At 49.1% G+C, this 22155-nt stretch carries 14 protein-coding genes, 1 other RNA gene and 2 pseudogenes; 5 read left to right on the top strand and 12 right to left on the bottom strand.

The features are described from left to right. Positions 1-727: 727 nt before the first annotated feature. Positions 728-1498, bottom strand: a complete 771-nt coding sequence (locus H6G00_RS08750; protein ID WP_190641824.1) for an ABC transporter ATP-binding protein — start codon at positions 1496-1498, stop codon at positions 728-730. After that, on the bottom strand, positions 1488-2819 hold the full coding sequence (locus tag H6G00_RS08745) for a branched-chain amino acid ABC transporter permease (protein WP_190796649.1): 1332 nt from the start codon (positions 2817-2819) through the stop codon (positions 1488-1490). Before H6G00_RS08745 ends, H6G00_RS08750 begins: the two co-directional genes overlap by 11 nt. Before the next feature lie 273 nt (positions 2820-3092). Here H6G00_RS08745 and H6G00_RS08740 point away from each other — a divergent pair, with 273 nt between their 5' ends. Then, positions 3093-4688, top strand: a complete 1596-nt coding sequence (locus tag H6G00_RS08740; RefSeq protein ID WP_190684804.1) for a glucose-6-phosphate isomerase — start codon at positions 3093-3095, stop codon at positions 4686-4688. Positions 4689-4840: 152 nt separating this feature from the next. After that, positions 4841-6055, top strand: a complete 1215-nt coding sequence (locus H6G00_RS08735) for a GNAT family N-acetyltransferase (protein ID WP_190796462.1) — start codon at positions 4841-4843, stop codon at positions 6053-6055. Positions 6056-6183: 128 nt separating this feature from the next. On the opposite strand, the gene H6G00_RS08730 is transcribed toward H6G00_RS08735, so the two are convergent. Both H6G00_RS08730 and H6G00_RS08725 read right to left on the bottom strand, forming a co-directional pair. Beyond that, positions 6184-6651 carry an RNA-binding protein gene (locus H6G00_RS08730; protein ID WP_190796461.1) on the bottom strand — a complete coding sequence of 156 codons (468 nt, stop codon included), beginning with the start codon at positions 6649-6651 and terminating at the stop codon, positions 6184-6186. A 946-nt stretch (positions 6652-7597) separates the two neighbouring features. Then, a complete protein-coding gene (locus tag H6G00_RS08725) occupies positions 7598-7936 on the bottom strand; it encodes a hypothetical protein (protein ID WP_190796460.1) in 339 nt (112 codons plus the stop codon). Between the two features lie 207 nt (positions 7937-8143). Here H6G00_RS08725 and ligA point away from each other — a divergent pair, with 207 nt between their 5' ends. The 3 genes from ligA to H6G00_RS08710 all read left to right on the top strand — a co-directional run bounded on the left by ligA (position 8144) and on the right by H6G00_RS08710 (position 14928). Beyond that, positions 8144-10249, top strand: a complete 2106-nt coding sequence (ligA, locus tag H6G00_RS08720; protein WP_190796648.1) for an NAD-dependent DNA ligase LigA — start codon at positions 8144-8146, stop codon at positions 10247-10249. An 88-nt stretch (positions 10250-10337) separates the two neighbouring features. Then, positions 10338-12140, top strand: a complete 1803-nt coding sequence (locus H6G00_RS08715; RefSeq protein WP_190796459.1) for an alpha/beta hydrolase — start codon at positions 10338-10340, stop codon at positions 12138-12140. Between the two features lie 736 nt (positions 12141-12876). Continuing rightward, positions 12877-14928: a sensor histidine kinase gene (locus H6G00_RS08710; protein ID WP_190796458.1), complete on the top strand. Its 2052-nt coding sequence runs from the start codon at positions 12877-12879 to the stop codon at positions 14926-14928. A 22-nt stretch (positions 14929-14950) separates the two neighbouring features. Here the strand turns inward: H6G00_RS08710 and H6G00_RS08705 are convergent, their stop codons facing one another. The 8 genes and pseudogenes from H6G00_RS08705 to H6G00_RS08670 all read right to left on the bottom strand — a co-directional run bounded on the left by H6G00_RS08705 (position 14951) and on the right by H6G00_RS08670 (position 21702). Beyond that, complete coding sequence (locus H6G00_RS08705; RefSeq protein ID WP_190796457.1) at positions 14951-15988, bottom strand: Gfo/Idh/MocA family oxidoreductase; 1038 nt, start codon at positions 15986-15988, stop codon at positions 14951-14953. 62 nt (positions 15989-16050) lie between these two features. Further along, on the bottom strand, positions 16051-16776 hold the full coding sequence (rnc, locus tag H6G00_RS08700) for a ribonuclease III (protein WP_190641832.1): 726 nt from the start codon (positions 16774-16776) through the stop codon (positions 16051-16053). A gap of 72 nt (positions 16777-16848) precedes the next feature. Then, positions 16849-17238, bottom strand: an RNA gene (gene rnpB, locus H6G00_RS08695) — RNase P RNA component class A. Between the two features lie 146 nt (positions 17239-17384). Beyond that, positions 17385-17594, bottom strand: a complete 210-nt coding sequence (locus tag H6G00_RS08690; RefSeq protein WP_190641833.1) for a hypothetical protein — start codon at positions 17592-17594, stop codon at positions 17385-17387. Between the two features lie 101 nt (positions 17595-17695). Next, positions 17696-19000: a glycosyltransferase gene (locus H6G00_RS08685; RefSeq protein WP_190796456.1), complete on the bottom strand. Its 1305-nt coding sequence runs from the start codon at positions 18998-19000 to the stop codon at positions 17696-17698. A gap of 472 nt (positions 19001-19472) precedes the next feature. After that, a pseudogene (locus H6G00_RS08680) lies at positions 19473-20243 on the bottom strand (sensor histidine kinase KdpD); the annotation flags it as partial. A 294-nt stretch (positions 20244-20537) separates the two neighbouring features. Next, positions 20538-21429, bottom strand: a pseudogene (gene kdpA / locus H6G00_RS08675) (potassium-transporting ATPase subunit KdpA); the annotation flags it as partial. 21 nt (positions 21430-21450) lie between these two features. Beyond that, positions 21451-21702: a TrkA C-terminal domain-containing protein gene (locus tag H6G00_RS08670; RefSeq protein WP_190796454.1), complete on the bottom strand. Its 252-nt coding sequence runs from the start codon at positions 21700-21702 to the stop codon at positions 21451-21453. Positions 21703-22155: the final 453 nt, after the last annotated feature.

Below are 22155 nucleotides of genomic sequence, written 5' to 3'. Positions count from 1 at the left end.
GAATAATGGAGCCCGACTGATGAACAGCCTGCGGCATCAACTGCACTAGCTGAATCAGATTGGGTGCATTTGCAAGACTTACCAGAATCACCTGCTACCTCAAAAGCTAAGCAAAACGATTAGAAAACGAAAGAGAGGGAATGCGATCAGCCTAATTTTTCATCAAAGTTATGAAATACATCAACTTGAGTGAATTAGTCTGATCAAAACAACAATCGGTTGCACCCGATGGAAGGTTAACTAGACCTACCGATAGAGGGCGATCATCGGCTCTCTAGACCCTGCATCAAACGTGAATTCGCGTAGTAACAGAGGGAATGAACAGTACCCAGATCAAAAGCCTATTTCTCGTACCAAGAGCTAAGTCAATTGAGTGATAAAGGTATCGTACTTTAGCTCCTAAGGCTGTATCAAAAATCAGGGAAACGGCTATTAGACTGTAGCTTTATGCAGAATTGCAAAGAAAAGTTAACTAGCTTAGCAGCAAAAGCCCAAATTTATGAGCGCTTGGAGTTATTTTAGCGATTCATACTACCTTATTATCTAGAGCAACTGTGCGATTCACCCCTCCCAGTGAGGCTGATTCGACTCGATCGTGCTGTTGTTTGATTCCATCCTTACTAACAATGCCCAAATGTGCCCGAAAAGCTACTGAAGTCAAGGCAATAACTTTATGTATTCATTGTCCTTGCGTCGGGCAATCGCTCCCTTGAAAGTTCCCTGAAGGTTACTGACCCAGATAGGCTTCTAGCACCTGAGTATTTTTTTGCATTTCGGCAGGTGTACCAGAGGCGAGGTTGCGACCTTCCGCTAGCACCCAGACGCGATCGCACAGAGACATAATCACGTCCATGTTATGCTCAATTACCAAAAATGATAATCCTTCCCGGTTCCACTGAACGATGTGTTCGCAGATTTTGTTAATCAGCGTTGGATTCACCCCGGCTGCGGGTTCGTCTAGCAGAATCAGCTTTGGACGCACCATCAAAGCTCTGGCAATTTCTAGCAGCTTACGTTGACCACCCGATAGGGCTCCAGCATATTCTTGGGCCATGTGTGATAGCCCAACTGACTCCAAGATCTCGCTGGCGTATTCCCGTTGCGATCGCTCCTCTTTAATCACTTGCCCTGGACGAAGCCAGACATTCCAAAAGTTTTCACCCGACTGATGCTGAGTCGCCAGCAGCATGTTTTCCATCACCGATAGACGAGAGAGCACGCGAGCGACCTGAAAAGTTCTCACCATGCCTTGTTGAGCAATTTGGTGAGGCTGTAACTGCTGAATCGGTTCGCCGTCAAAAATCACCTCACCGCTATCTGGACGGATAAAGCTGGACAGCAGGTTGAAAAGGGTTGTTTTGCCGGCACCATTTGGCCCAATCAGACCAGTGATGCTGCCTTGAGGCACTTCAATCGAAGCATTGTCCACCGCTTTGATACCGCCAAAGCTCTTGTAAAGGTTCTTAGCGGATAACAGAGCATTTGCATTATCGACCAAGAGTCAGCTCCTCCTTCTTGCCCAAAATTCCTTGAGGTCGCCAAACCATCAGCACCATCAGCAAAAGCCCAATGATCATGACGCGAAATGCGCCGAGACGGGCATCATCCAATGGAACAATATCAGCCAGGATAAAGCGAGTAGACGTTTGGTATGCCCAGAAAATAGCGGCACCGAGTAGCGTCCCGACGTTGTTGCCTGCGCCACCTAGCACCACAATGGTCCAGGCATTAAAGGTGACGAGCGGTTGAAAGTTGTCTGGGTAAACTGTTGTCAGTTGCCATGCATAAAGCGCTCCCGCAACTCCAGCGACCAGTCCCCCCAACATCAGCGCTTGCAGCTTGTACCAGAAGACATTTTTGCCAAGCGCTTTTGCTACTTCTTCATCTTCACGAATGGCTTTGAGAACCCGACCCCAGGGCGATCGCACCAACTTCTGCAAACCCCAAAAAATCACCGCTACCACCAAGACTGAGATAAACATCAGTCCCGTCTTAATCGAAGTGCGCGAGTAGGTGTAGATTGCATGGGCAGCAAATTGGTAAATCCACAGCCCTACTGCTAAAGACAGCAAGCAGGAAACGAGAGACAGTCCTATGAGCCAATCTGGCAGACGAGGAATAGTTTGTTGCGCCAACCAGGTGTAGAGCGCGATAATGCCAACCAAAGCACCCAACAGAAACAAACCCAGCAGCCAGGGAGACAAATCCTCCGCTAGCTTGAGCTGACGGGCGATGATGACAGTTCCATAGAGCAGCAAACCCAGCGAACCGAGATAACCAGCTACAGCCAAAGAACTGTTAATCAGGGACTGACGCGGGACACCCTTGATTCGCTGACGCAGCCATTTCCACAACTGCCAGTACCCGATCGCGATCACTCCAGTAAAAATAGCCAGCATCCCAATTCGAGTCAGCAGAGTGGGGGCAAAACCCTGCAAAGGCAACGGAAACCCTTGCACACCAAACGCACCACGAGTTAGCCACTCTTCATTGAGAGCAACGAGGCGCACCATTTCTGAAACACCGATGGTGACGATCGCCAGGTAGTCTTCTCGCAGCCGCACGGTCGATAGCCCAATCAGTAGCCCCAGCATGGCTGCAAAGAGCGAGCCAACCAGCACACAAAACGGTATCCAGATCAGCAGCGGAATAGGCACATCAAGGTCGCTTAGCAGCACAGTGACATAGCCACCGACTGCCATGAATGCAACGTGTCCAAAATTAATCAGTCCGGTATATCCCCACTGCAAATTTAGCCCTAAGCCAAACAGGGCGAAAATCGCGGTGAAAATTATCAGCGAAACAATGTAGCCTTCCATGCAGGTTGCGAAAGGGAGGTTGTGAAAGGGAAATAGCTTGGCGATCGCTGTTATCGCAGGCTCAGAGTTGCCAAGGCGATCGCCACTGTTCTGTTCATTTAAGATTGCGTATGAATTGTACCGCATTCACAGAGACAGCCCGTATCAGGGGAGACGGAGACATTTACAGAAGGTAAATTATCGTGAAACCTAAACTCTATCCTTATGTTTCTCAACGGGTTGGACATGAGTCGCTAAACTGTGATTGACCCATTACGAAGGTTGAAATTTGCTATGGATGCCGCTGCACTCTGGCAACGTTACCAAGACTGGCTTTACTACCATGAGGGATTGGAGCTTTATCTCGATGTCAGTCGAATGCGGTTTGATGACGAATTTGTAGCAACGTTGCAGCCTAAGTTTGAGAAAGCATTTCAGGATATGGCGGACTTAGAGAAAGGGGCGATCGCCAACCCTGACGAAAACCGCATGGTCGGGCACTACTGGTTGCGTGATCCAGAGCTAGCCCCCACTCCAGAACTAAAGCAAGACATCCTCGACACGCTAGAGCAAATTCACACCTTTGCTCAGAAAGTTCACAGCGGCGAAATTCACCCGCCCCAGGCAGAGAAATTCACTGACATTCTCTCCATCGGCATCGGCGGGTCTGCGCTTGGGCCAGAATTCGTCGCAGAAGCCTTGTCTCCCATCTTTCCGCCGCTCAACATTCACTTCATTGACAACACCGACCCTACAGGAATCGATCGCATCCTGATCCAACTGCAAGACCGACTTGCGACCACACTGGTCATTACCATCTCCAAGTCTGGTGGTACCCCTGAAGCGCGCAACGGCATGTTAGAAGTCAAACACGCCTTTGAAAAACAGGGGCTAGATTTTGCTAAACATGCCGTTGCTACAACAGGCAAAGGCAGCAACTTGGACAAAATCGCGCAAACCGAAGGCTGGCTAGCCAGTTTTCCTATGCACGACTGGGTAGGTGGACGAACCTCCGAACTGTCAGCCGTTGGATTACTTCCCGCCGCACTTCAAGGAATTGGCATTGACGCAATGCTAGCTGGCGCAAAGGAAATGGATGCCGCAACCCGTGTGCCAGACATCAAAGGTAATCCTGCCGCACTGCTGGCGCTGTCCTGGTATTTTGCTGGGAACGGTAAGGGCGAAAAAGATATGGTGGTTTTGCCGTACAAGGACAGCCTGCTGCTGTTTTCTCGCTATCTGCAACAGCTCGTGATGGAATCTCTGGGCAAGGAAAAAGACCTGGATGGCAACACGGTCTATCAAGGCATCGCAGTTTATGGCAACAAAGGTTCCACTGACCAACATGCCTACGTGCAGCAGTTGCGAGAAGGCGTACCCAACTTCTTCCTTACCTTTATCGAAGTGCTGGACGACCGCGAGGGCGAATCTGTTGCAGTCGAACCGGGCGTAACCTCTGGAGACTACCTTTCTGGATTACTTCAAGGTACTCGTCAGGCACTCTACGAAAATCATCGAGACTCGATTACACTGACCATTCCTGAAGTCAATCCCTATACAGTCGGGGCATTGATTGCGCTATATGAACGAGCAGTTGGATTCTACGCTTCCCTGGTCAACATCAACGCTTACCATCAGCCGGGCGTTGAGGCAGGCAAAAAGGCGGCAGCGGCAGTGTTAGACCTGCAACGACGAGTTGTAGAGGTTCTACAGGAAGTAGGGCAGCCTATTAGGCTTACAGACTTGGCTGAGAAGATCAACGCCTCTGACGAAATCGAAACCATTTATAAAATCGCTCGGCATTTACACGCCAATCAACGTGGAGTGAGTCTGAGTGGCGATCCTGGTAAGCCTGAAACGCTGGCGATCGCACCCAAGTCAGGAACGTGAATTAAGTAAGTGAATCAAGCGCAGCATTTAGGCTGGGGGCTTGGCACTGCCAAGCCCGTACAGTTGAGTACAGTAAAGAGATTAGGCAGGTTAATTCATTCACGTTCTTCAACCCATTCAACCCTTTGGTATCCGATTCCTAATCTACAAACATGGTGGAACAACTTAAGCCCCGCTATTCCCTGGCTTGGATTAACAAGCTGTCTGAAGTCCCCCAAGTCGAATGGGATGCGCTGGCACTGCCACTCAAAACTCCATTTTTGGAGTGGGAATGGCTCAACAACATGGAAACCTCTGGTAGCGCTACCGCTAAAGCAGGTTGGTTGCCCAATCACTTAACGGTATGGCGCGATCGCACCTTAATCGCAGCCGCCCCCCTGTACCTGAAAGGGCACAGCTATGGTGAATTTGTGTTTGACCACCAGTGGGCCGATTTATCGCAGCGCTTAGGCATCCAGTACTACCCCAAACTACTGGGGATGTCACCCTTTACCCCAGCAGAGGGTTACCGCTTCTTGATTGCCCCTGGTGAAGACGAAGACGAAATTACAGAACTGATGGTAGAGGCGATCGACCACTTCTGTCTTCGCAACCACATCTCCAGCTGCAATTTTCTCTATGCCGATCCAGAGTGGCGAAGCGTGATGGAGCGGCACGGCTTCGTTAGTTGGCTACACCACAGCTACATCTGGCAAAACCAGGGCTATCAAACCTTTGACCATTACTTAGGTGCGTTTAACGCAAACCAACGTCGCAACATCAAACGAGAGCGCAAGGCGGTCGAAAAGGCAGGATTACGGCTTCAGGTGCTGACCGGAGACGAAATCCCTAAATCGATGTTTTCACAAATGTATGCCTTCTACAGCGATACCTGCGATAAGTTTGGCTGGTGGGGCAGCAAATATTTGACTCGTCGCTTCTTTGAGCAGCTTTACCCGCATTACCGCCATCGGGTAGTATTTGTTGCCGCCCATGACGAGCAAAATGAGCAGCGACCCATTGGTATGTCCTTTTGCCTGACCAAAGGCGACCAGCTTTATGGACGATATTGGGGTTGCTTACAGGAGTTTGACAGCCTGCATTTTGATGCTTGCTACTACACTCCGATTGAGTGGGCGATCGCCCACAACATTCAAACCTTTGATCCGGGTGCTGGTGGCAGACACAAAAAGCGGCGTGGTTTCCCCGCTACCCCCAACCACAGTCTGCACCGCTTTTACGATAGTCGCCTTGCTCAAATTCTTAACTCATACATTACTGAAGTTAACCGAATGGAGCAACAAGAGATCGATGCCATCAACCTCGATCTGCCGTTCAAACAAGGTACGAATGACGACATAATCCCTGACTTACACAGAAAGACCTAAAAACAAAGCTGCCTGCCGCGATGGAGTTAGGTTTATCCAACCCCATCACGGCAGGCATATTGCTACTAAAACCAGTCCCTCATCAGACGAGCAGCGTTAGACCGTCTTCGAGGCTAACTAATCAAAACCTACGAGTTAGCAGTCTGGGTTGCGAGAAGCTGCTTCAGCTTTTCTAAATCTTGAGCCCAGCGTGGATCAGGCTGAACTGCTTCAGGATCAGAAGAGTTTGCCGCCGCAGGACGCTTAGATTTACCACCGCCACCACCACCGCTGCCTTTGCTACGCTTGGCAGAAACGGGAGCAGCGTTACTTTCAGCCTCGCTCGCGTCGCCTTCATCCTTGCCTTTTGACCGCGGCAGTGCCTTTTCGATCTTGAGAGCACTGTCTTTGAGGACAAAGCCGTTGAACTTCTCAATCAACTGGTCAGCCTGCTCGTCATTTTTGACGGTGACAAACCCGAAACCGCGACATTTGCCGGTTTTGCGATCGGTAATCACTTTGGTAGAGACTGAATCATCAAATTCGGCAAACACAGTCTCTAGTTCCTGGCGTTCCAGTTCTCTAGGCAGGTTGCCTACATAAAGACGAATAGACATAGAACAAAGATACCTCTAGACTTTGAGTCGAACAAATTTGCTAAAAAGTGCTGCTTTGGGACTGGCTAAGGATAGAGAGCTGGGGTCACTAAACTGAAAGACTCATGAGTTAATACTTTGACCAAACTTCAGCAACACATCATCTTAGTGGATACTATTGAACATCTCTTATGCGGAACTTCATGCTCAGGGGAGAGAAAGGGCTCTGATAAAGAATTCAGTGAACCTCAAACAACTGCTAGAGCGTAAAGTTTAGGAGTCTAACGTGACCCTTCCACCTCAAAATGTCTGCGCCATCCACTAAGTTACCACGACCTTAAGCTTGGGGCTAGCTTAAACCCTAGTTCCATCGGTAGATTTCGATTTCTGGAAGAAAGCTTGCAACCCATAAGCAGCAATTCTCGTGAAGAACTAAACAAAAGCCAGCCTAATTGTGTTGGGCTGGCTGAACTTGCTGTGTTGGGAGGATAGAACCCGATACCAGAGCAGTGCATCAGTGTCAGCCTGAAAAACTAGACCTGAAACCTGAGTCACGTCCAGGTACGTTTGGTTTCTGCAAAGAAATGTAACATCTGGGTTAGGATTTGTGCAACACTTCTTCATGCTACTCTGCCAGGCTGTAAGTGTGGGAATGGGAGTCAATGCAATGCGTTAACCCCTAATAAGAGTGGGGACGTAACGAGTTACGCCCCCACACCTTTACCCAATCGGCAGATGCAAATCAGAATATTTAGTGCCCAGAAGAATTTCTTTGCGATTTCTTCACTGATCTTCTGGATGGAGCGATCGCCTCTTAAGCCTCACTCTACCGGATGAATGCCTAAGCTGAGATTCCTTGAAACTAAACCTTTTGAAGCGTTAGTCAGGAGCGATCGCCTCGTTTGAAGTCCTAATAGTAGCTGAACTGCCTCAATCCTACAACCCCTATCCCAGCCATTCTTAATAATCAGTTTTGCCCCGGCTTGCGAATCGTAAACGAAATAGAGCGCTGAGGGGGAGTTGATGGAGCTTTTGGAGCAGTGAGGTTAGGAAGCTGCGGGGTAGGGCGAGGATTGGGAATTGAGGATTGAGGGTTAGAGGTTGGGGATTGGGAATTGGGGGATTGAGAGGTGGGAAGTGAGGAATTAGGTTGAGGGGGCTTGGGGAGTGATGGTTGGGAAAAATTTTGCCAAGGTAAGCCTGCCGGTTTGTTGCGGTTGGAGGCGATCGCCAGCAAAACTCCCGCCACAATCAACGTAGGCAGAGGCAACGTCAAGCCCTGTAACCATTGATAGAGTTCTATCATGCCTAAAAAGATAACGAAAAAAGCAGCCCAAACATGCATTGCTTCAGCTTAGGACTAACTACAGGCAGAATACCTGATGTTTGCAAATTAAAGTGATATTAGACTAGCTCTGATTGTTTGGAGCGATCGCCAGAGTGGAGAAGACTTGTGGAAAACCCCACACCTAAAGTGGAACAGCCCGCCAATAAAATTAAACAGCCACCTGAAATTAAACAGCCACCTGAAACTGAACAGCCACCTGAAATCAAACAGCGAGTTGAGGAACTGCGTCGCGTACTTCAGCAAGCGAGCTACGCCTATTACGTGTTAGATGCTCCTGACCTGGAAGATGCAGTGTATGACCAGCTTTATCGGGAACTTCAGGATCTAGAAGCCCAGTATCCAGCGTTGATCAGTCCAGATAGCCCGACCCAGCGGGTGGGAGAGCGTCCGGCCGCCCAATTCGCTTCGGTGCGACACAATATTCCCCTTTACAGTTTGGAGAATGCCTTTAATCTAGAGGAGTTTGCCGCATGGCAAGAGCGCTGGCGACGAGTTGCCCCGGAAGTTAAAGAATTTGAGTATGTCTGTGAATTGAAAATTGACGGTTCTGCGCTAGCGCTGACCTATGAGAACGGAGTTTTGGTTCGAGGCGTGACGCGGGGCGACGGGGTAATGGGCGAAAACATTAGCCAGAACGTCCGTACAATTCGCACGATTCCGCTGCGGTTAGCGACAGACAATCCCCCTGCTGTAGTAGAGGTGAGGGGCGAGGCATTTTTGCCGCTAGACGTGTTTCAGCAAATCAATCAGGAGCGGGAGCAGGCAGGCGAGGCGCTGTTCGCCAACCCGCGCAATGCGGCAGCAGGAACGCTGCGACAGTTAGATTCTCGAATTGTGGCGCGGCGACGGCTTGATTTTTTTGCCTACACGCTGCACATTCCTGAACAGGGCGATCGCCCACCCAAAAACTCCGACAGTCAAAATTTAGAGAATCAAAACCCGATTACAGGCGAACTGCATCACAACATTTCTAGCCAGTGGGAATCGCTAGAATTCCTACAAAGCGTTGGGTTTCGGGTCAATCCAAATCGCCAACTTTGCCAATCATTAGAAGAGGTGCAGGAATATTACGATCGCTGGTCTACAGAGCGATTGGAATTGCCATACCTGACCGATGGCGTGGTCGTCAAACTAAATCCGCTGTCGCTACAGCAACGGTTAGGATTCACCCAAAAGTTTCCGCGTTGGGCGATCGCCCTCAAATATCCGGCAGAAGAAGCCCCCACAATCGTAGAAGATATTACCATCAACGTCGGCCGCACTGGGGCACTGACCCCCACCGCAGAACTGCGTCCGGTGCAGCTAGCCGGAACGACCGTTTCACGGGCGACCTTGCATAATGGCGATCGCATTGCCGAGCTAGACATTCGAGTTGGCGACACGGCGATCGTGCGGAAGGCAGGCGAAATCATTCCCGAAGTGGTGCGGGTGCTGACGGATCTGCGTCCACCAGGCACTCAGCCATTTCAAATGCCGACCCACTGCCCCACCTGCAAACAGCCAGTCGTGCGTCCAGAGGGTGAAGCCGTGGTGCGCTGCATTAATGCCTCCTGTCCGGCAATTTTGCGCAAGGCACTGGAGCATTGGGCGAGCCGTGATGCGTTAGACATCAACGGGCTAGGCGAAAAATGGGTACAGCAGTTTGTTGATCGGGAGCTAATTCGCACCGTTGCAGACCTCCATGACCTGACGGTTGAGCAACTTATAAACGTAGACCGCATGGGCAAAAAGTCGGCACAGAAATTAGTGGAGGCGATCGCCCAATCTAAAACTCAACCTTGGTCACGAGTGCTGTACGGGTTAGGAATTCGGCATGTTGGCAGCGTCAACGCCCAACTCCTGACGGAGCGGTTTTCCACTGTAGAACAGCTTGCTGAAGCCACCCCAGAAGCCATTGAAACTGTTCACGGCATTGGCGCTGAAATTGCTCAGTCAGTATATGACTGGTTTCGAGTGCCTGCTAACCAAACGCTAATCGATCGCCTAAAAACTGAGGGAATTCAGCTTGCAGGTGACACTTCCAACTCCGCACCCGCTTCTTCCAAACTGGCAGGTAAAACGTTTGTAATTACAGGAACACTGCCAACATTAAAGCGAGAGGAAGCAAAAGACATGATTCAGGCAGCAGGCGGCAAGGTCACCGGTTCGGTCAGTGCCAAAACCAGTTATGTAGTGGTTGGTGCTGAGGCCGGATCTAAGCTAGAGAAAGCTGAGTCACTTGGAATCACCCAATTGTCGGAAGCACAATTGCTAGAGTTATTGGCAGATTAGAAGGGGCAGACGTTTTAGCGTCTCGAAAGCATTCTGATTACGGCTATTTTTAGCTGTAATGGTGTAAAAATACGGCTATTTCACGAATATGAACTGTTCTGAGCCTGCCTCGTCCTTCACTGCCAGGCACGTGCGATCGCGTCCGTTTGCTTTAACTCAACGATCCTCTCGTTGGTTTAAGTCCAAAATAAAGTCTATTTTAATTCCGGCAGTCTTACCCGCAGTTTTAGTTGCCTCTCCTGCGTCGGCGGCTGAGCGCATTTACTTTTCCTATGGCATTATCGAGCGCTCTATTTCTATTGATTCTTTAGAAATCTATGCCGAAGAAGGCACGATTGAGGCTGATCTGGAAGCTTACTCCCGATACGCCACCCCAGAACAGCTAGAGCAACTACGTACCCTCCTGAGCGCCAAAGCAGAACTAAGTCCAGTGGCGATCGCCCAGTTTCTTTACACCGACCAAGGGGAAATCCTGCTCAGGCGACTAGGCGCAATTATCCAAACCGAAGCCCGTCAATCGGGATTTTACGCCATTCGCTCTGCTTTGATTTTGGCTGCGGACGATCCAGAAGGGCTAACGCCATTAAATGTTTTAAGGAAATTTCCAGTCGCAGGCATTCGCATTGACCTCAGTCGCACCCTGTCAGTGGTTAGCAACTTAGAGCAACTGATCAATCAAACCACCGAAGCCGTCAATGCAATTGAACAACAATCCGAACTGGAAGCAGCATCTGATCCGATGACTGACTCCTCATCGCCGCCTGATCCTCGGCGATTAGGCAGCTTTACCTGGCAAAGACAAACCATCACGTTAAACGACCCTAGCCGCGATCGCACCTTTGTTGCAGATGTTTATCTTCCGCTTGAGGCAACGGGGGATCCGAATTACCCGCTAGCTCCTGTTGCCTCTGCCCGGGTGATCATCATGTCTCATGGGCTAGGGTCAGACCGTACCACCTATCGTTATTTGGGAGAACACCTAGCCTCTTACGGCTTTGCGGTTGCCATTCCAGAGCATCCAGGCAGCAATGCCGATCAGCTACAGGCACTGGTCGAGGGTCGAGCTAGCCAGGTCACAGAACCCGCTGAGTTCATCAACCGTCCGTTAGATGTGACATATCTGCTTGACGAGTTAGAAAGGCTCAACCAATCAGACTTTGCCTTTCAGGGGAGGCTAAATCTACAGCAGGTCGGCGTAGTGGGCCAATCCTTTGGCGGTTACACGGCATTGGCCCTAGCAGGCGCAAAAATTAACTTCCAGCAGCTTGCAGAAGATTGCGCTGCGGAAGAAAGCACGCTGAATTTATCGCTATTGCTCCAATGTCGGGCCGAAGAACTGGTGCCGCCCGCTATTGACCTGCGAGACGAGCGAGTGGTTTCAATCATGGCAATCAACCCAATTGGCAGCATTATTTTAGGTCCAGCAGGCTTTAGCGAAATCGACATTCCAGTCATGCTAGTTTCAGGCAATGCAGACACCGTTGCACCAGCCCTGTTTGAACAGATTCGCCCTTTCACCTGGCTCACCACGCCCAACAAATATTTGCTGATGATTCGCGGATCAACCCACTTTTCAACCATTGGCACTTCTGAAACTAGCAGCGAGATAGTGACTTTGCCACCCGAAATCATTGGGCCAAGCCCAGCCGTTGCTCGGAGCTACATCGACGCAATGAGTACAGCCTTTTTTCAAGTTCATCTGGTCAAGGATGCAGACTACCTTGACTATCTCAGAGCTGCTTACACTGAACGCATCAGTGAACCCACATTGCCCATTGATTTAGTGCGTTTTTTAACTCCTGCCCAACTCGCTCAAGCGCTAAGAGAACCGATAGAATCTTCCAGCAGATTGCCCTCTAATTCATCTTCATCGTTTTCATCGTTAAATTAACGGCAAATTAAGGTGCTGTGGCACCCTCTAAATGACTAGTAACCCTTGGCAAAACACGATATCAGCACTGTCGGCAACAATCGAGTCTGTTTCACCGTCAAAAATGCGGCAGGGTGAAGTCCGTTTTTTAGTCATCTCTGGCACGCTACTTCAAATCAAAAACTGATTCTTTGCTTAGACAGTCTGTTGTGCTGCGTTTCGGTAAAACACTTTATCGGTAAAACGCTTTAAATGGACAGATGCCAAACATTTGCCATTGTGGTGACACATAGATTTACGGTCCATCTTCTAAGATTAGTTCAGCTCGATTGAAGAATGTATACTGGGAATTTATTCGTGTTTCCTGTCAGTACGTCTTTTTAGTAACGCGCTGGAGCGTGTACTGCCCACCTACTGTTGTAGAAATCATCGATCTTGAAGGGTGAGCCAATTCAGGGAGCGATCGCCATTCAGCGTTCTAAACAAGTCGAGCGAATAGCAGGTATTTTCTATCGCTTAGACAAAATTTAGACAGATCAAGGTCCATCTCATCAGCATCACCACTCAATCCATTTGCTGGGAACGCTTTCAGCCAAATGTAGTGCTTTGCCTGAAGCATCCACCAACTCAGTTAATTCTTCATCTGTATAAAGAATCCCTGAAAAAATCCATCTCAGTGTACGGATGTTTAGGCTACTCAGTGTGGTTGAATATTAAGCTTTAAAAGCAGGCTTTGTCCCTTGATTCAGCAATCGCTATGGCTATGCTAGGTCAATCCTCCTTTCGCCGAATTCTGCTATCGCGAATTCTCGTACTCAGCATCCCAATCTTGCTGCTGGGAGTAGGAGTGACTTTCCGTAAGGCGCGTACCAGCCTGCTATATACCGCTCGTCAAAACCTTGCCGAGAGCGCAATCCGCAAAGCAGATGACATCCAGGCATCAATCCAGTCCTTACAAACCAATCTAGAAACGGCCAGCCGTACCTCTATCTTGCAGGCTGGCCAGCCAGAGGCGATCCAAACTTATTTGAATCAACTGTCCGCCGATTTGCCTACCGAGATTCACTGCCTTCAGCTGATTGACTGGCAAACAGGCAACATAACTGCTACGACCTGCGGTAATCAACCTCTCCTTTCCAAGGCTGACCTACCCTGGGCGACTCAGCAAAGTGAACTCAACGCCGACAGTTTTTATCTCAGTACGCTGCCGAGCAAACCCGCCACACCTGATGGACAAGCTGAACCAAGCAACGAATCTACTCAATCTGATCAAGCAGAACTTTCAACTGAATTAGATTTGCTCATTGGCACTCCCGTTTACGATCAAAACGGACAGCTCCGCTATACGCTAGCGGCTCAATCCGTTCTGACACAGCGGGAAAGCGGCAAGCCAGGCTCACTGCTAGGCTACACCACCATCATTGACCAAGATGGCGTTTTTCTGGCTCATCCATTATCTAGCCGAGTTGGGCAAAACATTAAAGACGGGCCTGATGCCGATCGCTTCGAAAATATCATTAACAACGTTCAGCGAGGGGACGACCCAGATGTCCGTCACATCTTCAGTTTTGTAGGAGATGAGGAGGAGTGGCTAGCAGGCTACAGCCCTATTCAAATTAGTATTAGCCCAACCGAAGATCGCACCTGGACAGTTCTAGCCGTAACTCGCTTAGATAATGCCCTGCATGGGCTGGAAGATATTAAACGCATTCTGGTAATTCTAACGACAGGATTACTGGCTGCTCACCTTTTAGCCATGCTTTACATGGCAAGAGACTTGGCTCTACCCATTGAGCAATTGGGAAAGTACGCCCGTCACATCCACAAACGCGACCCGCTGCAACGCGCTCCCAAAAACTTTCGCATTCGAGAACTCAATCATCTAGCTGAAGTACTCGACAACATGGTGAGGCGGCTAGAAGAACGGGCTAAAGAACTAGAGGCAGCATGGCAAGAAGCCGAAGCCGCCAATCAACTCAAAAGTGAGTTTCTTGCCAATACCTCTCATGAACTGCGAACACCGCTGAATGCAATTATTGGCTGCATTCGCTTAGTCCGAGACGACTGCTGCGACTCGCCTGAGGAAGAGGTGGAGTTTCTTGATCGAGCAGATGAAGCAGCAATCCATTTGCTCAAAATCATCAACGATTTGCTGGACATTGCCAAAATTGAGGCAGGAACCCTTTCCCTTTCAATTGAGCTGATCGACCTGCGGCAAATTCTTCAGGAAGTGGTCGATTTGCAAAGTATGCAAATTCACGAGAAAGGATTGCGTCTGAGCGTACCAGAAATGTCCGAGCCAATCATGGTTCGCTCTGATCCGGCAAAGCTAAAGCAGGTGCTGCTGAACGTGATATACAACGCAATTAAATTTACTGATCAGGGCAGTATCACGATTGATACTCGCATTGAAACTGCTGTGAACTCGGTTCAAACAAGCCAGTTTAACGGACATCGGACTGTAGAAACTCCTGTCAATCCTGAAGCCTGGGTGATCATCTCGGTTCACGATACAGGCATTGGAATCGACCCGACACAGCAGCATAAGCTATTTCGTCCTTTTGTGATGGTTGACGGTACCACCACACGCAAATTTGAAGGAACGGGTTTAGGACTGGCTATTTCTCGAAATTTGATCGAGTTGATGGGTGGCAGCATTACGCTGCACAGCGCGGGTGTGGGTCAGGGCACCACTGTAGAAATTGCCTTGCCGATCGCCACTATTCAGCCTCCTGCGGCTGCCATTGCGGGATCTGACACTCAGGAACCAGCCTCAAAGACTATTACAGAGCATCCAGCCGTACGGTAGTAGACCTAGAACGGATTGCACTCTATGGAACTGACACGATTTGACCACCCTGGTTGAGGGAGGTCGTCAGCGCTGAGAGAATCTGAACGAGTTTTGCCCCTACCCAACCGGAAGAAATTTCGGAGGGTCGATTTTGAGCCATGCAGTCCAGGAAGTGGTCACAAACTTGTCGCAGTGGTTCAGCAGGTTCTAGCTCTAACGCTTCAACGCTCTGACCGGCAGGAATAAAGTATTGATCGGTCTGCTCCAGATATCCCCGTTGGAGGGTCAAAGGAGAAGTAGATAGCTCATCAAAAATGAGCGTCCCTTGACTACCAGCAATACAGAGTCGCCGCTGTTTATCAGGATTGAGCCAACAGAGGTGAACCAAGGCTTGAAAACCGCTGGGGTAAATGAGCTTTAGCCACACTAAATCTGATAACCCTTGAGGAAAAAACTGAGTATTGGGTGACTGAGACTGTAGCCAGACCGTGCCCTGTGCCTGCACTTGAGTCGGTGTTTCGTTTAACCAGTGGTTGAAAATAGCAATGTCGTGAATGGCTAGATCCCAGAGCGCATCCACGTCCTGACGGACGGGACCAAGATGGGTACGGGCGGCGTAGCCGTAGCGTAACTCTCCTAAGTCCCCAGTTTGAAGAGTTTTTCTGCCTTGCCGCACAGCCGGATGAAACAAGTAAGTATGGTCAATTACAAGCTGACGCTGATGCTGCTCTGCAAGCTGACATAGCTTGATTGATTCTGCTCCGTCTAGCGTCAGCGGTTTTTCTGAAAGAACGTGGTGTCCTTGCTCTAGTGCAGCCTGAATCAGTAGGGCATGAGTTGTTGCTGGAGTGGCGATCGCCACCCCCTGCACGTCTTGAAGCTGCATTACCGCTTCCCAATCCGTACTTAACTTGACATTGTCCAGAGGAAACCGCTCAGCCAGGGCATTTAGGCGATCGCCCTCAGTGTCTACCACTGCAATTAACCGAGCGTTAGGATGCTCTAAAAAATTGCGAACCAGATGCACGCCCCATCGCCCTGCCCCAAATACCGCGATTCCAAGCTTCTCATCCCTCATCCTTTATTCCCTCGAACAGTAGGTATAGCGGAAGAATGAAATGCCTTCATCCTTCTCCCTCCTCATCCTTCCCTTCCTTCTGTTTGCTGCAACGCTAGAAATGCAATTCTTGCTGCCGCTTGCTCTGCCGCTTTTTTAGATTGCCCTTTGCCTTGTCCCCACTGTTGTCCTTTGAACCAAACTTCTGCCATAAATCGCTCGCTATCGCCATAGGTTTGACCAATCTCAGTGACGCGGTATTCAGGCAGCATTTGATAGTGAGTTTGCGTCCAGGCTTGCAAAGCGCCTTTGTAATTTTGCAGGGTGGGATCACGCAAAACCGTTTCGGTCAACTCGCGCAAATGAGAGTCTAGCCAGGGATGGATTAGCTTCAGGTTGTGAGTGCTGAGGTAGAGTGCTGCTAAAACGGCTTCTAGAGAATCTGCTAAGCGTGTTTCCTGCCCAACCTTGTCGCGTGAGGCGCTGCTGCCCACGAGCAGATAGCGATCGAAGCCATAAGAATCAGCGATCGCTGCTAGAGAGCGATCGCTAACCAATACCGCCCGAATTGCCGAAAGCACCCCTTCACTGGACTGGGGATAAGTTTCAAATAAAAATTCTGCTGCTGCCAGCTTCACGACCGCATCGCCGACAAATTCGAGCCGCTCATAATTTGCCTCAGGCGAAGCAGTCGGATGGGTCAACGCCAAATCTAATAGCTCCCATTTAACCGGAGAGTCAGCCGGTAATCCAAGCCTTTCTACCAATTGACGGAGCTGCTTTGGACGACGGGGATCAATCAGGGACATTCAACCTAAACCTGGACGCATTGCTGCTGGAAACCGATAGCCCAATTAGCTCTGGGAAAGGAATTGGGAAAAGGGAAGAGTCGGACATAAGCCGGGTTCTGTTCTTTCAACAGAGAACTGCTGAAAGGGCAGTTATCTATCTGGGATGCCTGTTGCCAGACACCTCTAGCGGGTTTCGCAGAACCGGATTAACCGTTTCTACCCGGAGCCGGAAAAAGACCAACCGTTGCTCCTTCGACCTTGCTCCCAACCGGGGTTTACCGAGCCAGCGCCTCTCGACGCTGCTGGTGCGCTCTTACCGCACCCTTGCAACCTTACCTGTGAGTCTGAGACTCCATCGGCGGTATGTTTCTGTGGCACTTTCCTCACGGTCGCCCGCACTGGGCGTTACCCAGCAAGTTTGGTCTTTGGGGAGCCCGGACTTTCCTCAGACTTTCGTCCGTAACCACCTGCGCCTACTCTTCCCTTGATTCAAGTCTATAGCAAGCGACGAATAGGTTGTGAGTGCACTCGAAAAGTGCACTCACAACCTGATCTGGATTACGACAAAAAAGGAGGGCGGGGCAAAACCCATCCTCCTTTTCTAAAACACCTTCTAAGACACTGCACTAAACACTGTGGCTATACTCTGCCTCTACTTCCATCCAGGATGAAGAAAGATCTTCAATGATGCTGCCTTGAACTGCGCCTGAACCTTTTAGCAGATGGACTTTGAGCGTGGGTAGATATGTACCGTTGAGCATTAGGTGTCCGTAGCCCGTAACCTTACCAATCCATCCAGTTTTGCGATGAACTGCGTAATCTTCAACGTTTAGCATTGCTCTGACTCCTAGTTTTGACGTTTTCTGCCCTAACTTTTTGTTAGCCGATCAAAAGCAACCACCCAACTAAATTCCTAAACTTCGAAATTCACGGTGTCTCACGCTACGCGATCTTTTTTGGGCGCGATCGCTGCCGGAACAACAGACTTTGCTGGAGCCGCAGTCGCCTGGGCAAGCAAGCTGGTGTAAAGTTGACCCAGGTTTGCCGCAACGCTTTGCCAGCTAAAGGCGATTTCAACTCGTTGCCGAGCCGTTTCACCCAGCTGGTTTCGCCAAGCGGGATCGCTAAGAATGCGATCGATCGCCGTGGTAAACCCTAGCTCGTCTTTGGGTGGTACCAATAATCCGGTGACTTCAGGAACAACAGTAAACTTCAGTCCGCCAACGTTGCTGGCGATGACTGGAGTGCGGCTAGCCATTGCCTCTAGTGGCACCAAGCCAAACGGCTCATAGTGACTGGGCACAACGCACACATCCGCAGCGGCATAGTAGAACGGCAGGTTTGAGTCGTCTAGACGACCAGGAAAAGTCGTGATCGAGTCGAGTCCTAGCTCTGAGACAATACCGCCAATGCGATCGCGCTCTTTGCCATCGGACTGTCCGGGACGACTGCCGCCACCAATGACCAACCTCAAATCACCCTGATCTCGCAGGCTAGATTTGGCAACTGCCCGCACTAAGGTTTCGATCCCCTTACGGGGGTCAAATCGACCAACATAGAGGACAACCTTAGACTTTGGATCAATTCCTAACTGCTGTCGCGCCTCAAGTTGACTAATGTTGCCAAACTTGTCTAAGTCTGTGCCACAGGGAATCACTTCGATTCTGCCTTTCTTAGATACCAGCGTCCTCATGTGCTCTTGCTCTTGAGGGCTGGTGGCGACCACACAGTTAATCATTTCCAGGCAAGCTTTTTCGACCTCTAGACGCTGGGTGGCGATCGCCGGAACATCACTCACCGTGTTGTACTTGATCGCACCGAGTGAGTGATAGGTATGCAGTTGAACCAGGGGTTGAGCCTGCTTGAGCTGCATTCCGACCCACGCGGCCAACCAGTAGTGCGTATGAACCAGGGAGTACTGCACCCCCTCCCGTTGCTGAAACCGCTGGAACTGGTCTACAAACTCCGGTAGATGCTCAAATAGATGATCTCGATGCATGTAAGTCGCAGGTCCAGCACTCAGGCGAATCGTTCGACAGTTAGGCAAATGCTGAACAATTGCAGCCTGCTCAGGATCGTTACGGCGAGTGAACATATCCACTTGCCAACCCTGCTGAGCTAGTGTTTGTCCGACCTGACGGACATAAACATTTTCCCCTCCAGCCTCTTCCTGCCCAATCTCAGCAGCAGGATCACCACAAACAGAAATCAAAGCAACTCGCTTTTCTTGAGTCAGGAGCATGGTAGATTATTTCACCCTAAACAACTAACCCGACCCTAAGCTCTGAATCTAAGGCAACACAACTTTCTCCTCAGAGCCAAGGGCAGGTACAAGGACATGACTCGATACCAACCAGGAACACTGACGAGAGCAGGATACTGCTGTAATAGCACTCATAAAAATGCCAAATTTACAGACTTAATACCAAATGCCAACGGAGCTAGTTGACGGGCAAAGACTTAGGAAAGTCCTCTCTATCGATGCATCAAATTAAATGTGAAATACGCATACATTGAGCAGAGATGTGCCCCAATTAAACCCCCCGTCTCAATATCATCCTTATAGCAAGTAGCTAATAGGAGAGATTGAATCTGGCTAAGCTTTGGTAACTGTAAAAATACCGTAAAGTTACGAGTAGGTCAATCTTTTTTTCCTACAAGAGTTTTTTGACTGAGACACTGAAGCACTATGGACTATTAAAGACCTGATGACCTCAAGTTAAAGGCTGTTGGGTCGCGATAATGTGAAGGTCAATGTCAGGAAGCGATCGCATTAGTCGCTGCACAATCGATCCTTTAATAAACAGCTCCCAGCGCGATCGATGTGTCTCCCCGACTACAATTTGGGTAATTCGTTCTCGTTGAGCAATTTCAGTAATCTTAGATAGTGGGTCATGCCCCTCAACTCGCAAAAACTCGCCCCCCAACTCGCGACAGAGCTTTTCACAAGTTTCTACATGTAGGCTTTCAGCTTTCGTTAAAAATTGTTCTAGATTGTCTACAAATAGGGCATAAAGTTTCGCATTCATGTAGCTTGCAATTCTTACACCACGACGCAACAGCCGAATTGAATTGGGATAAGTTGAAAGGCAAACCATGACCCGCTCATGAATATTGCAGTAGCGTTTTTCTGCAATCTTTGTGCCATTGTTTTCTTCGATATTGTCAGCAACCTCTCGCAATGCAAGCTCTCGTAGTGCAATGAGATTGCGCCGCTGAAAGAAATTTTTCAGCGCCTGATCGATCTTTTCGGGAGCATAAATCTTTCCCTCAATCAAACGTTCTTCAAGTGTCTCGGGCATTACGTCCACAACCACAACTTCGTCGGCTTCATCAAGCAGGCGATCGGGAATGCGCTCGCGCACGTCAACGCCCGATATCTGCAACCCAAGATCATTTAAACTCTCTAAATGCTGAATGTTGACGGTAGAAAAAACATCAATTCCAGCCACGAGAGTTTGCTCTACAGCCCGATAGCGTTTCTCGTATTCATGCCTCTGGTTGACTGACAAAACTCCTAAAGCTAAGGGTATATCGTAGGTTACGTGAAGCGAATGCGTAACCCAACAGAATTCAGGCAAATGTTGGGCTTCACGTTGTTTCACCAACCTACATCAGAAGATTTGTCAGTCAACCAGGAGCCAAACAGGTATCTAGCCCTAGACAGATCGATTCTTTACAAGGCACTGTTTCTAAACCGATCGCTTTTTGAGCTGGCAGCTAGAACGGCAGGGGCGATCGCCAGATTCAAGCGCAGCGCCAGAAATAGCCAGAGGGGCGATCGCCACCAAACCCACAAACAAAACAAACACCATTCCAAAGATTAGTCGCCCCTGTTTCTGGTTGCCAGCCATGATTCCATAAGTGAAAATCAGCGCCGCCGGAATAATTAGCATCGTCACGGTCTCTAGCAGATTGCTAAACCCATTGGGATTTTCAAACGGATGGGCTGAGTTAATGCCAAAGAATCCGCCGCCGTTTTCGCCGAGCTGTTTAATGATTTCAAAGTGAGCAACTGGTCCTCTGACAATGTATTGGGTTGCGCCTTCCAGCGTAGTTGCTGTTGCCGGACCAGCTAAGGTTTCGGGCACTCCAGCAGCAAGGAGGGCGATCGCCCCCACAACCGAAATGGGTAACAAAATGCGCGTAATAGATAGAGTCAGATCTCGATAGAAATTGCCCAGCGGTTGCCCCGTTAGACCCCGAATGAAGGCGATCGCCACTGCAATTCCGGTTGCGGCTGAAGTAAACATCAAATACCCCAGTGCTAGCACCTGACTCGCATAGCTAAACGTCGTTTCGCCAGAGTAATGCTGCTGATCGGTATTGGTCGTAAACGAGATAGCAGTATGCAGCGCCAAATCCCAGGAAGGTGCCGATAAATTGGTTGAATTGAACGGCAAAATCGCTTGAAGCAAAAAGATTGAATAGACCAGAACGCCCATAACTAGATTGCTGTAAAACACAGCACGGGCATAATGCCATCCTGTCATCGATTCCTGATAGCAAAGCCCACCCAAAGCGTAAATAAACTGGTCTAAAGGAGAGGCAAATCGGTCAAGAAGACCATTTTGTTTGGAAGACTTGTGCAATATATTTACCCAGAAAAGGAGACACAACTGCAAGAATCAGCAGTATTAACGAAATTTGTAGAAGCCCTTGCCACACCATAAATTAAATGCAATTTTTGCTTTACGAAACATACTTTGCTTGCTCTAGGCACAACTTCAGTTCGGGCAAAAACATCGGATTGACAGCGACAGCAATCACAAGGTCGTTGCTACAGATAATTGGATCTTCATTTGCTAGAATGACTTCTTCCTGACGAATCAATCCCATAATTTGGCATTGCTTAGGCAGATAAACCTCAGAAATTTTGTGACCACAGTGCTTGCTGTGAGGCTGGATCCAAACTTGAACGAGCTTTGGTTTGTAGTAAGACATATTCCAACAGTAGTGTTTCTAAATCTGCCGCTCTAAAATCTAATCACTCCCAATTGTGGAGGAGATTTTGTGTACTTAAAAGGTATAGCCAGCCGTTTATTCAAGAAATAAATTTCTTACTCTAAACACGAATATATAAATGCGTTCAGAAAAATCAGGAATATCTATACTTGCAGATATAAATTTGCTCTAAACGGTATTTTTTGTCTAAATTAATGCTTGAATTACATTCCAATTTAAGAAGATGCTTAAGAAATCAATCTATAGACCAGGAGAATGTAGGGGCATAGCATTCGCGCAAAAATTTTCGATTTATTCCAAAGACTACCTGCTGAAGCTACGCCCCTTGTATGTAAGCGCCAGCATCAGCGAGACTGCTGATAGACCCTGTCAGGAGTGAAGTACTCTGATTCGCCCCTAGGGATAACCAAGCCTGTACGTAGATTAGACCTC

It is taken from the genome of Leptolyngbya sp. FACHB-541, assembly GCF_014695875.1.
Lineage (GTDB): Bacteria > Cyanobacteriota > Cyanobacteriia > Elainellales > Elainellaceae > JAAUTN01.
Note: the sequence above shows the minus strand (reverse complement) of the source record. Positions and strands in the feature narration are given on the sequence as shown.